The following is a 13,028-nucleotide window of genomic DNA, read 5'->3' as shown; positions in this document are numbered from 1 at the left end:
TTACCTCCCTCGCGGCAGCCGGACGGGTCCAGCGCCACGTGCCTGACTCGATTTCGACGCTGCGAGTACTCATCGCCCGCGCGATCACCGGCAGGCTTCCGCGCTGTCCCTGCTGTGGGAATGTCAAATTAACTTTGTGACACAGTAAGACTAAGTGTCCACAGCGTGCAGTTTTGATTCATTGGTGCCCCAAAAGCACGGTGCTCGCCAGAGCTTAAGATGTTTGAACCCCTCCTTCTCGCGAATCCTGACAGTAAAACGCTTCGCCCCGTACGCTCTCGGGCTAGCACTAGCGACTGAACCTGCCCAAGAAGCATCTCGCGCTATCCGCGGAAAACCAATCACCGAATTTGTACGCATGCCGAACCATCCTTTAAACCACCAAGAAATGGATCTGCAGAACGCATAAGGCATAACCCGGCAAATAAGAATGCAAACTCGTAGCTAACCTGCGAAGCACCACAGCGGCAAATACGCGTGAGGCGGTGCGGGTTTCCTTGCCACTGGTCCTTGCCCGAGAGCGTACGGGGCGAAGCGTGTTAATGTCAGGATTCGTGAGAAGGAGGGGTTCACACATCCGTGGCTCTTGCGAGCACCGTGCTTTTGGGGTACCCATGAATCAAAACCGCACGCTGTGGACACTTAATTTTTAGAGAGGTGAAAGCGTTTTCTTTGCTTCGTTTCTTTGTCGCTTTGGACCAAGAAATGACGCGCCGCCACGCGCAGTGGCTAATAGTGATAAAGAAAACATCCAACACTAAACGCGCGAAGACTTGAAAAGCAGCAACCCGGCAATGAACCAAACCGCTAACACAGAACCCGTGCGACCCGGCACTGACCCCGACCGTTAACGCAGAACCCACCACACTCACCCCTCACCCCGGCCACCTTCAAGCGTCCAGCGCGGCCTGCGCGCACAACTCATCGGTCACGAGCCCGGAAAGCCATTTCCCCTGCAACGCAGCGATCACCGCCTCACGTTTCCTCAACCCGCCGGCAAACCCAATAGTCGGCCGCTTCGGCGGAGCATCCAATCGCAAACTCGTCACACGCTCACCGGTAGTCGACACCACGCGCACACCCTGCGCATCAATTGGCAAACCGAGCAACTCAGCCACCGCCCCAGCCTGCATCATCTCTTCCACTTCGGCGGTCGTAATAAACCCGTCCTCATGCAGCGGACAATTGATCCCAATATTGCCGATCCCGATAAACGCGACATCGGCGTTCCCGGACAACGCATCCACAATCCGATACAACCGGTGATTGCACCACTGCTCCCGCTCCGCGCGACTATCGGCCATTAACGGCGCAGGCAACATGAAATGCTTGCCACCGGTCTTCTCGGAAAGGTGCTGCGCGACGTCGTAGCGGTTCGAAGAGCCGTCCTGGGCGATAGCGCCCACCATCGACACCAAGCGATGCTGCGGACGCTCCAGCTGCCCGATTTGCGCGACCACGGCCTTCAGCGTTCGCCCGGTGCTAATCGAGATCACCAGCGGTTTTTCATCGGTGAGATAACGCTCCATCACTTGCGCACCCGCGACCGCCAGCTTGCGGTCCACTTGCTCAGGCGAATCGCCATCGATAGGCACGACTTCGCACATCGACAAGCCGTATCGCTTCGATAACTTCGCGGCCAGCGCAAGGCAATCGGCAATCCGGTGATCCACGCGCACGCGAATCAGGTTCTTTTCCACCGCGAACGCAACCAGCCGCTGCGCGACGGGCCGCGAGATCTGCAGCTTCTCCGCTATTTCATTCTGCGTATTACCGGCGACGTAATACAGCCACGCGGCGCGGGTGGCGAGATCGAGTTTTTCGTTGGACTTGGGCACGGTGGGTCGATGTCTGGGTCGTTCGTGTCGATACAAAGAGAATCGCGCGCCATAAAGACACGCGAAAGGTCGACATTGTGCACGCTCGGCGCCGGAGGGCAAAAACTCGCCAGCGCCGTTTAAGTCATCATGCAAACCATCACGCGAGCCGCGGACGCGCCGGATCAAATAACGGCCGCACGTGCTGATACAACTCGCGGAATCCCTTCAGCCGCTGCCGCAGGATCGCATGGCGTTCCGCGTTCGGGACGAACTCATCCTTCACAGGCGGCTTGGCAAGCACCACGGCCGGATCGCCACCCGCGGCCAGCCAGCCAAGCCGCGCCGCGCCAAGCGCCGCGCCCGTCTCGCCCCCGCCATGCGTGCGCGTGCGGGTGTTGAGGGCATCGGCTAATAACTGGCCCCAGTATTTGCTGCGCGCACCACCGCCGAGCAGCGACAGCGCGTGTACTTCCGTGCCGGCGGCTTGCAATGCATCGAGGCCATCGGTCAGCGCGAGCGTCACGCCTTCGAGCACGGCATAACCAAGCAACGCGCGATCAGTTGCGTGCGTCATGCCGAAGAACACGCCTTGCGCGTACGGGTCGTTATGCGGCGTGCGCTCGCCACTGAGATACGGCAGGAAGAGCGGCGCAATTTCCAATGCCGCAGGATCAAGCGCGGCAATTTCAGCGAGCAGCGTGGGTTCATCGGTGGAAGTGAGTTTGCAGACCCAGCGCAGGCAGCTCGCAGCCGATAACACCACGCTCATCTGATGCCAGCGATCGGGAATGGCGTGACAAAACGCATGCACCGCCGACGATGGATTCGGCCGGAAGCGATCGCCAACCACGCACAGCACGCCCGACGTCCCGAGCGAGAGGAAGCCATCGCCCGGTTCCGTTGCGCCTATACCCACCGCGCTTGCCGCATTGTCGCCACCGCCGGCCGCGACGATCACGCCATCGCGCAAACCAAGTTCGCGGGCCAACTCGGGCAACAATGTGCCCGACGGCTCGCTGCCTTCGGCCAGCGCCGGCATCTGGGCGCGCGTCATGTTGCACGCGGCGAGCAGTTCATCCGACCAGTCGCGGCGCGCGACATCGAGCCACAACGTGCCGGCGGCATCGGACGGATCGGATACTTTCGTCCCCGTGAGATGCAGCCGCAAATAATCCTTCGGCAACAACACGCACGCCGTCCGATTGAAAATGTCCGGCTCGTTGTGCTGCACCCACAGCAACTTCGGTGCGGTGAAACCAGGCATCGCGAGATTGCCGGCGATCTGGTGCAACTCCGACGCACGCTTGGTCAGCTCGTCGCATTCCTTGTCGCTGCGCATGTCGTTCCAAAGGATCGCCGGCCGCAGCACGCGATCCTCTGAGTCGAGCAGCACCGCGCCGTGCATCTGTCCCGACAAACCGATGCCACGCACCTGCGCGAACTCTTGCGGGAATTTGTCGCGTAGAGCGAAGAGCGCGGCGCGCGTGCCGTCCCACCAGTCGAGCGGATTTTGCTCGGACCAGCGCGGTTTGGGGCGCGATACGGTGAACGGTGTGCCCGCCGTGCCGACGACGGTGCCGTCGCTCGCGAGCAGGAGAACTTTTACTTCGGAGGTGCCGAGATCGATGCCTAAATACATGGACGAACCCTTGATGAAGGCTAAAAGCCGCGGGAAACCGGAGGCGCTAATGTAGCGCCGCTGCCGGTGTTACGCCATTGGCAATAACACCGGACGGGCAGGAAGAAGTTGATTGAGCAGATCAGGCCCGCTTGGCGAGCCATTCGTCGACGCGGACCAGCGCCGCGCGCAGCACGCGCTCCAGGTCGGCACTTTGCGCGAGGCTGCCCCAGAGCAGTTTATCGGCGACGAACGCCTTCACCGGATCGTCGGCTTCGAAGAAAGCGTGCGCCGTGGCGGGGTCCATCACGCCATCCTGGTACGCGTACGGCAACTTGCCTTCGTGCCAGCGTTCGAGAAAGCGGAAGAACAGCGCAGGCAACATGGCCGTGGCGTTCGGATCGACGTGGCGCGCAAAACATTCACGCAAGGTCGGCGCGATAAACCCCGGGATCTTGGAGAAGCCATCGGCGGCCACGCGTTGATTCGTGTCCTGGATATACGGATTGACGAAGCGGTCGAGCACGACATCGCGGTACTTGGCCAAATCGATAGGACTCGGCGACAGGCACGGGATCACGTCTTCGGTGACGTAGGCTTCGGCGAACTTGCGGATATCGGCGTCTTGCGTGCCTTCGTGAATGTATTGATGCCCGACCAGCGTTCCCGCCCACGCGATACAACTATGCGTCGCGTTGAGGATGCGGATCTTGGCCTCTTCATACGGCAGCACGGAGTGCACCATTTCCGCGCCGACGTTCTCCCATGCCGGCCGCCCCGCAATAAATTCGTCCTCGATCACCCACTGGATAAACGCTTCGCCCATGACGGGGGCTTTATCGTCGAAACCGGTGGCGGCGAGCACGCGCTCGCGGACATCGGGCGTGGGCCGCGGCGTGATGCGGTCGACCATCGCGTTCGGGCACACCGTATTGGCGATCATCCAGTCGCGCAGCGCAGTCTCGCCGCGCAATTGCAGGAATTCGAGCATGCCGGCTTTAAAGCGATCACCGTTGCTGCGCAGGTTGTCGCAGTTTTGCAGCGTCACCTTGCCGGCATTCTGCTTCATGCGGGCGTCGAGAATGGCGGCGAGCGCGCCATAGATTGTCGTGCGGGCGCCTTTCAGGTCGGCGGCCAGATCCGGATTTGCTGTGTCGAGTTTATGGTGTTCATCGAGGTAATAACCGCCTTCGGTCACCGTGAACGACACGATCTTGCATTCGGGCGCAGCGCCCGCCGCCACCAGCGCGTTCAGGTCCGCGGCCCACGGCACGACCTTCGTGATCGAGCGGATGGTTTCATACGCCCGCTCGCCCTGCGGCGTGACGGTTTCCAGCGTGTAGGTGCCGTTTTGGGCGGCTAGTGCTTCCAGCACGGGATTCATGTCGCCGCGGATATTACCGACCGTGAGCGACCAGCGGGTGTCGCCGGATTCGATCAGCTTGTGCAGATACCACGCCTGATGCGCACGATGAAAAGAACCCGCGCCGATGTGCAGGATCACGTCGGCGGCTGCGTGGCTTTCGGTAGTCATGTCGTCTTCCTCTGATCTGGATGCGCCTCATGCGGTGCCGGGCGCTGTGCTGTGTCTCGTCGTCGCCGAAACGCGGGTGGCGCAGAGCCAAATCCGTGTTGCGTCGATCATTTGCTCGTTCTGTGAGCGAATGATCGTATTCGATTCGATGAAAGTCAAGGCACTGCGCAGCATTTCCGTTTGTGTTTTTGCGTGGATTTGTTAGTGACGACGTGGACGTGACGCCGCGATCTGAAAGCTATTGCGGTGCACAAATGCTGAGTCACTAGTAGTGGTGGGGCTAACCGGCAATCAAGGCATGGAGGAAACCCGCGGCACCCGATCCGGCGTTGAAGGGCATTCCTCTGGGGAGATTTGTTGAGCCGGACGATGCGGCCACGCTGATTTTGTTTTCGCTGAGTGACGCTGCCGCGATGATCTCGGGCGTTGTGATGGCGGGCTCGCCGCCCGGTGATTTTTGTTTGTCCGGGTGGGCGCACGCGGTTGGAAAGTGCGAACGCTCCTACCGTCCCGCCGGCCCGATCGCATGCGCTTCGAACGCGGCGCCCTGCACAAAACTCACATCGAATTGTTGAAGCGCTTCGAATTGCGCTTCGTCTCCAACATGGCTGAATATGAGCGGAATCTTCAGCCGATGCGCATAGCCCACCAACGGTTTCACCACAGAATCCCGCAGTGCCATCCCCGCATCCATCTTGATGAAATCCAGCCGCGCCATGTCAGAGACCGACATGATCTGTCCGGCATTGGGCAAATTTCCCGCGACCTTGAATCCGTACTTCTGATAACTCTTCACGAGATACCCAAGGAAGGTCCGGTGCGCCACCGCCGCCGACGGCAACTCAATCACGATCCGCGCCGGGTTCAACCCGAACTCGATCAATACCGAAGAGAAGTGCTTGCCGTGATCGTATTTCACGCTCTTTAGCAGACGCTCGTGAACGCGCAGGAACAGCAGACCGGGCCGTTGCGCGCCAAAGAAATTAAACGCGTGCAACGCGCGAGAGAGCCGGTCAAGTTCGACCAGCTTCGGGTCGTCGTCGAGTTGCGCGAATGGATCGAACGAGGCGCCATCGCCGGTGAGCGTCAGTGCCTGGAATCCGAGTTCATCGCCGAATCGCTCAGCACTTTCCACCGATGCCGTCAGCGATTGCGGCAAGCCGCGCGTGGTGACATCGAAGATAGGCTCGTACGCGCTCGCCAGACAAAACCCTTCGTAAAACGCGATGGCCGTACCCGCGCTCGCCCCTTCGCCCATGACAATGCGCGCGCCGGGAAACGGGTAGTCCGAGGCGCGGGAAACGAGTTGCTGGACGGATGGGGCAATCATCAAGTGGACGGTTTGAGAGGTGTAACGTCGATGGTAGCAGTGCCGCGCATGACGCCTTGCACAAAATCCACATATTCATATGAGGCGAAACCAACTCGCGGGATATAACTAGGGTTAACAGTAATTTCACCTATCGTAATTCGTTTTACTATGCGTAATTGAAAAGCAAACCCTCAGGAGACTCTTATGGCTGGCGAGAAGAAATTTGCATCGCAGGCGGACTTGACGGAAAAGAAGGTGACATTCGAGCGCCTCTCCGAGCACGCTTATGCCTACACGGCAGAGGGCGATCCGAATACGGGCATTGTGATTGGGGACGACGCGGTGCTCGTCGCCGATACGCAAGCCACGCCGGTCATGGCGCAGGACGTGATTCGCCGGATTCGTGAAGTCACTGACAAACCCATCAAATACATCCTGCTCACGCACTATCACGCGGTGCGGGTGCTCGGCGCGTCGGCGTATGGCGCGCAGGAGATCATCGCGAGCCAGGACACTTACGACCTGATCGTTGAGCGCGGCGAGCAGGACATGAAGAGTGAGATCGAACGGTTTCCGCGGCTGTTCAATGCCGTGGAATCGGTGCCGGGGCTGACGTGGCCGACGCTCACCTTCAAGGGCGAGATGACGTTGTGGTTGGGCAAGCTCGAAGTGAAGATCATGCAACTCGGCCGGGGCCACACCAAAGGCGACACGGTGTTGTGGCTGCCGCAAGACAAGGTGATGCTGTCGGGCGACCTGGTCGAATACGGCGCGACGCCTTATTGCGGCGATGCCTATTACCAGGACTGGCCGGCCACGCTCGACGCGCTCGCGGCATTCAATCCCGAGAAGCTCGTGCCGGGTCGCGGCGCGGCGCTAAAGACGCCGCGACAAGTCGCGGAAGGTATCGCGGGAACGCGGGCTTTCGTGAGTGAACTGTTCAATCAGGTGAAGCTGGGCGCCGCCGCCGGCAAGGACCTGAACGAGATCTACAAGCTCACGTACGCCGCGCTCAAACCGAAGTTCGGCGATTGGGTCATCTTCGACCACTGCATGCCGTTCGACGTCACGCGCGCCTTCGACGAAGCCACGCAATATCGCGATCCGCGCATCTGGACTGCGCAGCGCGACAAGGAAATGTGGGCGACGCTCGAAAGCTGATTGGCGACGACATCGATCATGGATACGAACTTTCAGACGCTGACGTTCGAGTATCGGCGCTCATCGGATCAGGACGGTGGCGCGCCGCTGCATCCGGTCGTTGTGATCGGCGCGGGGCCGGTGGGTCTCGCGACGGCGATCGACCTCGCGCAGCAGGGCACCCCGGTTGTGCTGCTCGACGATGACCACACGTTGTCGTCGGGATCGCGCGCCATTTGCTTTGCGAAACGGTCGCTCGAAATTTTCGATCGATTGGGCTGCGGCGAACCGATGGTCGCGAAGGGCGTGAGTTGGAACGTGGGCAAGGTGTTCATGCAAAACGACCTGCTGTACGCGTTCGATTTGCTGCCCGAAGCGGATCACGCGCGGCCTGCGTTCATCAACTTGCAGCAGTATTACGTCGAAGGGTATCTGGCTGAGCGGACGCGTGAGCTGCCTTTGCTCGATGCCCGCTGGCATAACAAGGTCACAGGTATTACGCAGTCCGATGAATACGTTTCGCTGCAGATCGACACGCCTGACGGTCCGTACATGCTGCGCGCGCGTTACGTAGTCGCCGCCGACGGCGCGCGTAGCCCGGTGCGCGCGCTCATGCATCTCGATACGCACGGCCGCACTTTCAAGGATCGTTTCCTGATTGCCGATGTACGGATGAAAGCCGACTTCCCGACCGAGCGCTGGTTCTGGTTCGATCCGCCGTTTCATCCGAATCAATCGGTGTTGCTGCATCGGCAACCGGACAACGTGTGGCGTATCGATTTCCAGTTGGGCTGGGATGCTGACCCTATCGCGGAGAAAACGCCGGAGCGTGTGATTCCGCGCGTGCGCGCGTTGCTCGGACCCGGCGTTGAATTCGAACTGGAATGGGTGAGCGTCTATACGTTCCGATGCCAGCGCATGGACAAGTTTCGTCACGGGCGTGTGCTGTTCGCGGGCGATTCGGCGCACGGCGTATCGCCGTTTGGCGCACGCGGCGCGAATAGCGGCGTGCAGGACGCGGACAATCTTGCGTGGAAACTAAAACTGGTGATCGACGGCGATGCGCGCGATGCCTTGCTCGACTCCTATGCGAGCGAGCGCGAAGCCGCCGCCGATGAAAACATTCGCCACTCCACCCGTTCAACCGATTTCATCACGCCGAAGAGCGATGTATCGCGTGTGTTTCGCGACGCCGCTTTGCGGCTCGCAAAAGATTGCGCGTTTGCGCGGCGGATAGTGAACAGCGGGCGGTTATCGACGGCGTCGGTGCTGCATGATTCGCCGTTGAGCACGCCGGATCGCGATGCTTTCGATTGCGCGCTTGTGCTCGGCGCGGTGGCGGCGGATGCGCCCGTGGTTTTTGCCGGCCAGAACGCGTGGTTCCTGCCGCGCGTGGGCGGGTCTTTCGCGGGCTTGCTGTTTGGTGAGTCCATGGATGCGTTAGCGGCGTTGCAAGATTTGCGTCCACAACTGAAGCTGATTCTGATCGTACCGTGGGGTTCCGATGTCAAACCGCGCGATGGCATCGAAATACTGGAAGACGTGAAGGGTCTCCTGACCCAACGATTCGATGCACTGCCCGGCACATTCTATTTGCTGCGCCCGGATCAGCATGTTGCTATGCGCGCCCGTTCGTTAGAACCCCAAGCCGTTCGCCAGGCACTCGTCCGCGCGACCTGCGCCCTGAACGAAACCCAGCCCGCGTGATGAGGTCCGCCATGCTCGATACCACCTTGCGTCTCGCCGATCCCGATGCGTTCTATGAAGCGCTGATCGATATGCATCGCGACCTCGGCAATGACGAAAGCCAACTCGTGAACGCCAAGTTGATCCTGCTGTTATCGAACCAGATCGGCGATATGGATGTGCTGCGCGAAGCGATGTCGATGGCGCGAAGCGGCGTATGAAACTGTAGAAAAGGACAAGCCCATGAAACCAGAATCGCCTGGCGCATTCACGAGTCACACCGAAACCAGCCGCCATTATCAATCGGGCTTTGCCGCCGACTTCGCCACCGAGGCGTTGCCCGGCGCGCTGCCGCTCGGCCGCAATTCACCGCAGCGTGTGAACTATGGGCTCTATGCCGAGCAGCTTTCGGGCACTGCGTTCACCGCGCCGCGCGGGCATAACCGGCGCTCGTGGTTGTATCGGATACGGCCGGCGGCAGTGCATCAGCCGTTCACGCAAATCGAAGGTGAAAACCTGCGCGCGAAGCTCGTGGCGAATTTCGCCGAGGTGCCGCCCACGCCGCCGAATCAGTTGCGTTGGGACCCGTTGCCCATGCCCGATGCGCCCACGGATTTCATCGATGGATGGGTGACGATGGCCGGCAACGGCGCCGCCGAATCCATGCAAGGCTGCGCGATCCATCTTTACGCCGCGAACCGTTCCATGCATGATCGGTTCTTCTATAGTGCCGACGGCGAATTGCTGATCGTGCCACAGGAAGGACGTTTATCGATTGCGTCGGAACTCGGCCGGCTCGATATAGAACCCTTCGAAATAGCGGTCATTCCGCGCGGCGTGCGCTTTTCCGTTGCGTTGCCGGACGGCGCCGCGCGTGGCTATATCTGCGAGAACTTCGGCGCTTTGTTGAGGTTGCCGGACCTTGGGCCTATTGGCTCGAATGGTCTCGCGAACCCGCGCGATTTCCTCACGCCGCACGCGGCCTACGAGGACCGCGAAGGCGCGTTCGAACTCGTCGCGAAGATGAACGGCGTGTTGTGGCGCGCGGACATTGGCCATTCGCCGCTCGACGTGGTCGCGTGGCACGGCAACTATGCACCGTACAAATACGACCTGCGCCTGTTCAACACCATTGGTTCGATCAGCTTCGATCATCCTGATCCGTCGATTTTTCTTGTGCTGCAATCGCAGACGGATACGCCGGGAGTGGATGCCATCGACTTCGTGATTTTCCCGCCGCGCTGGCTCGCGAATGAGGATACGTTCCGGCCGCCGTGGTTTCATCGAAACGTCGCGAGTGAGTTCATGGGTCTCGTGCATGGCGTCTACGACGCGAAATCCGAAGGGTTCATGCCCGGCGGATCGAGCCTGCATAACTGCATGTCGGGACATGGGCCGGACGCGCAGACCTTCGAGAAGGCATCGAACGCGGATACATCGACACCGTTGAAGGTGGGCGACACGATGGCGTTCATGTTCGAGACTCGCACGCTGATCAAGCCGACTCGCTTCGCGCTAGAAACTGCGCAATTGCAGGCACATTACTACGAGTGCTGGCAGGGATTGACCAAACATTTCAACCCGGAGCAACGATGAGTTTTTCAGCCGGCCCTAACCAGGATGCGCACGAAGCGCTTGAAGCGACGCGGGCTCCATCGCTTAAAAGCTGGATCGAATCCGCGAACGATCGCTTGAGCGATTTCCCGATCCAGAACCTGCCGTTCGGTATTTTCACCGATGAAGTCAACCCGCTGCCGCGCGCGGGCGTGGCGATCGGCGACTGGATTCTCGACCTTGCCGTTGTGCATCGCGCGGGGGTGATCGAAGGCGACGCCGTGTTTGCGCAGCGCACGTTGAATCCGTTTATCGCGTTGGGACGCGATGCATGGAGAAGCGTTCGCGTCCAGGTGAGCGGGCTGCTCGCAGCCGGTTGCGGCACGCTGAAAAACGATCCCGCGTTACGCTCGCGCGCGCTTGTGCCGCGGGCGAGTGCCACGCTGCATCTGCCTATCGATATCCCCGGGTACACGGACTTTTATTCATCGAAGGAGCACGCGACCAATGTGGGTTCCATGTTCCGCGATCCGAAGAACGCGCTGCTGCCGAACTGGTCGGAGATGCCGATTGGGTACAACGGGCGTGCTTCATCGGTGATCGTGAGCGGCACGCCGGTGCGCCGGCCGAGCGGCCAGATCAAGTTGCCTGATGCCGAGCGGCCGGTGTTCAGCGCGTGCCGGAAGCTGGATATCGAGCTGGAGATGGGGTTTGTTATCGGCGCGGGAAATGCGCTGGGCGAGCCTATTGATTGTGAAGATGCGGAGTCGCATATCTTCGGCATGGTGTTGCTCAACGACTGGAGCGCGCGCGATATCCAGCAGTGGGAATACGTGCCGCTCGGGCCGTTCAACGCGAAGGGTTTTGCGACCACGATCTCGCCGTGGATCGTTACGCTCGATGCACTTGAACCGTTTCGTACTGCCACGCCGAAGCAGGAGCCTGAACCGCTTCCGTATCTGCGCCATGCTGGCAATCATGCCTTCGATATCGAACTTGAAGTGCATCTGCGGCCTGTGCTGGCCGAGTCGGCGACAAAGCTTTCGCGGACGAATTTCAAGCTGATGTACTGGTCGATGGCGCAGCAACTTGCGCATCACACGGTGGCGGGTTGCAACACGCGTGTGGGTGACTTGATGGGTTCAGGCACGATCAGCGGGCCGACGCCGGATTCATGCGGAAGTCTGCTTGAGATGACGTGGAACGGACAGCGGCCGATTGCGTTGGAGGGTGGCGGCGATCGCAGGTTTATTGAGGATGGCGATGAATTGACACTCACCGGATGGTGTCAGGGTGAGGGGTATCGGGTGGGGTTCGGCGAATGCCGAGGGGTGGTGTTGGCTGCGCGTGGGGAGGGAGGGTGAGGGAGGGGCGGTTATGGGGATAGGGGGCGGGGTCAATGCCGGGTTGTTAGGTTCCGGGGTTAGCGGTCGGGGTCAATGCCGGGGGCTAGGTTCCGAGGTTAGCGGTCGGGGTCAATGCCGAGGTGCCAGGTTCCTGTGTTAGCGGTCTGGTTCATTGCCGGGTTGCTGCTTTTCAGGTCTTCGCGCGTTTAGTGTTAGCTGATTTCTTTATCACTATTAGCCACTGCGCGTGGCGGCGCGTCATTTCTTTGTCCAAAGGTAACTAGTCAGCAGCTAAAGGCGAGGGAACGTGTCCAGCGAAGCTGAGAGCGAGCGCGGCCATGAGCGGGCGACGTTGTTTGCGCAGGGTAGCCAGATACGATCGGATGATGCAAAACGCCTGAAGTCCGCGCGCGGTGCGGAAGCACCCCGACACCTTTTGTTTGAGCTTGGGCATTCTGATATCGCGTTCGGCTTGGTTATTGTCAAATGGGACGCGATGGTCGGCGATAAAGCGCCACACTTGCTTGGCATGACGCTCGAGCCGGCCCAACAGATTGTAGGCTTCGCTTTGTTTGATTCTGCCGCGCACATCTTGACGCGTCGGGTCACGAGCCTGCTGCGGGTTAAGCTTACGGCCTTGCTTGATCAAGGCGCGGCTGCGTCGCTGATAGTGGTTTGTGCGCGTGTGGTTCAAGCTCGTATGGCCGCTGGCGATGCTGTGATCGACCTCGCGCTTGGCCTGGCGCAGCAGCTTGAGCATGTGTTCGGCCCAGGGCTGCTGGGTGGATTCCCATACCCCGATCAACTCACGCATATGATGCGCGTTGCATAACGCATGCTCGCAGTCGTAGTAGGTGTAAGGCACCCAGCCGTCGTGCACCGCGACCCCGGTAAATAAGGGCAGGATGCCGAAGCTGTCCAGTGCTTCGCGGCCACGCGTGCGGTGCGAGCCATACCACGTCAGCGCCTGGGTCGAGGCCGTGTGCAGCCAGTGCAGGATAGGTCCCACGCGCATGCC

General features: G+C 60.3%; 10 protein-coding genes. 5 read left to right on the top strand and 5 right to left on the bottom strand.

Going from position 1 to position 13,028, the window contains the following annotated elements; all coding sequences use genetic code 11:
• Positions 1-890: 890 nt before the first annotated feature.
• The 4 genes from ACMX25_RS40110 to ACMX25_RS40095 all read right to left on the bottom strand — a co-directional run bounded on the left by ACMX25_RS40110 (position 891) and on the right by ACMX25_RS40095 (position 6,302).
• Positions 891-1,838: a sugar-binding transcriptional regulator gene (locus ACMX25_RS40110; RefSeq protein ID WP_414955356.1), complete on the bottom strand. Its 948-nt coding sequence runs from the start codon at positions 1,836-1,838 to the stop codon at positions 891-893.
• Between the two features lie 139 nt (positions 1,839-1,977).
• Complete coding sequence (gene xylB, locus ACMX25_RS40105) at positions 1,978-3,459, bottom strand: xylulokinase (protein ID WP_414955355.1); 1,482 nt, start codon at positions 3,457-3,459, stop codon at positions 1,978-1,980.
• 121 nt (positions 3,460-3,580) lie between these two features.
• The gene (gene dalD, locus ACMX25_RS40100; protein ID WP_414955354.1) at positions 3,581-4,972 is read right to left on the bottom strand and encodes a D-arabinitol 4-dehydrogenase; all 1,392 of its coding nucleotides are present in this window, start codon (positions 4,970-4,972) and stop codon (positions 3,581-3,583) included.
• 502 nt (positions 4,973-5,474) lie between these two features.
• A complete protein-coding gene (locus ACMX25_RS40095; RefSeq protein ID WP_414955353.1) occupies positions 5,475-6,302 on the bottom strand; it encodes an EAL domain-containing protein in 828 nt (275 codons plus the stop codon).
• A gap of 186 nt (positions 6,303-6,488) precedes the next feature.
• On the opposite strand from ACMX25_RS40095, the gene ACMX25_RS40090 reads away from it, so the two are divergent.
• From ACMX25_RS40090 to fahA, 5 genes are read left to right on the top strand one after another with little or no spacing between them, the layout of a single operon-like run.
• On the top strand, positions 6,489-7,445 hold the full coding sequence (locus ACMX25_RS40090) for an MBL fold metallo-hydrolase (RefSeq protein WP_414955352.1): 957 nt from the start codon (positions 6,489-6,491) through the stop codon (positions 7,443-7,445).
• A gap of 18 nt (positions 7,446-7,463) precedes the next feature.
• Positions 7,464-9,131, top strand: coding sequence for an FAD-dependent oxidoreductase (locus tag ACMX25_RS40085; protein ID WP_414955351.1), 1,668 nt, complete (start codon positions 7,464-7,466; stop codon positions 9,129-9,131).
• Between the two features lie 11 nt (positions 9,132-9,142).
• A complete protein-coding gene (locus ACMX25_RS40080) occupies positions 9,143-9,331 on the top strand; it encodes a DUF2783 domain-containing protein (protein WP_414955350.1) in 189 nt (62 codons plus the stop codon).
• A 22-nt stretch (positions 9,332-9,353) separates the two neighbouring features.
• Positions 9,354-10,706 (top strand): homogentisate 1,2-dioxygenase, encoded by a 1,353-nt coding sequence (gene hmgA / locus ACMX25_RS40075; protein ID WP_414955349.1) that lies wholly within the window; start codon positions 9,354-9,356, stop codon positions 10,704-10,706.
• Complete coding sequence (fahA, locus tag ACMX25_RS40070; RefSeq protein WP_414955348.1) at positions 10,703-12,028, top strand: fumarylacetoacetase; 1,326 nt, start codon at positions 10,703-10,705, stop codon at positions 12,026-12,028. Before hmgA ends, fahA begins: the two co-directional genes overlap by 4 nt.
• Before the next feature lie 262 nt (positions 12,029-12,290).
• On the opposite strand, the gene ACMX25_RS40065 is transcribed toward fahA, so the two are convergent.
• The coding region (locus ACMX25_RS40065; RefSeq protein ID WP_414953521.1) for an IS66 family transposase at positions 12,291-13,028 on the bottom strand (738 nt) is incomplete at its 5' end.

Origin of the sequence: Caballeronia eucalypticola (assembly GCF_047608185.1) — a bacterium.
GTDB lineage: Bacteria > Pseudomonadota > Gammaproteobacteria > Burkholderiales > Burkholderiaceae > Caballeronia.
Note: the sequence above shows the minus strand (reverse complement) of the source record. Positions and strands in the feature narration are given on the sequence as shown.

What these genes read in the sequence shown, in the direction of transcription:
- ACMX25_RS40090 (WP_414955352.1), top strand. Translation starts at nt 6,489, where the DNA reads ATGGCTGGCGAGAAGAAATTTGCATCGCAGGCGGACTTGACGGAAAAG.
- hmgA (WP_414955349.1), top strand. Translation starts at nt 9,354, where the DNA reads ATGAAACCAGAATCGCCTGGCGCATTCACGAGTCACACCGAAACCAGC.
- fahA (WP_414955348.1), top strand. Translation starts at nt 10,703, where the DNA reads ATGAGTTTTTCAGCCGGCCCTAACCAGGATGCGCACGAAGCGCTTGAA.
- dalD (WP_414955354.1), bottom strand. Translation starts at nt 4,972, where the DNA reads ATGACTACCGAAAGCCACGCAGCCGCCGACGTGATCCTGCACATCGGC.
- ACMX25_RS40095 (WP_414955353.1), bottom strand. Translation starts at nt 6,302, where the DNA reads ATGATTGCCCCATCCGTCCAGCAACTCGTTTCCCGCGCCTCGGACTAC.
- xylB (WP_414955355.1), bottom strand. Translation starts at nt 3,459, where the DNA reads ATGTATTTAGGCATCGATCTCGGCACCTCCGAAGTAAAAGTTCTCCTG.
- ACMX25_RS40085 (WP_414955351.1), top strand. Translation starts at nt 7,464, where the DNA reads ATGGATACGAACTTTCAGACGCTGACGTTCGAGTATCGGCGCTCATCG.
- ACMX25_RS40080 (WP_414955350.1), top strand. Translation starts at nt 9,143, where the DNA reads ATGCTCGATACCACCTTGCGTCTCGCCGATCCCGATGCGTTCTATGAA.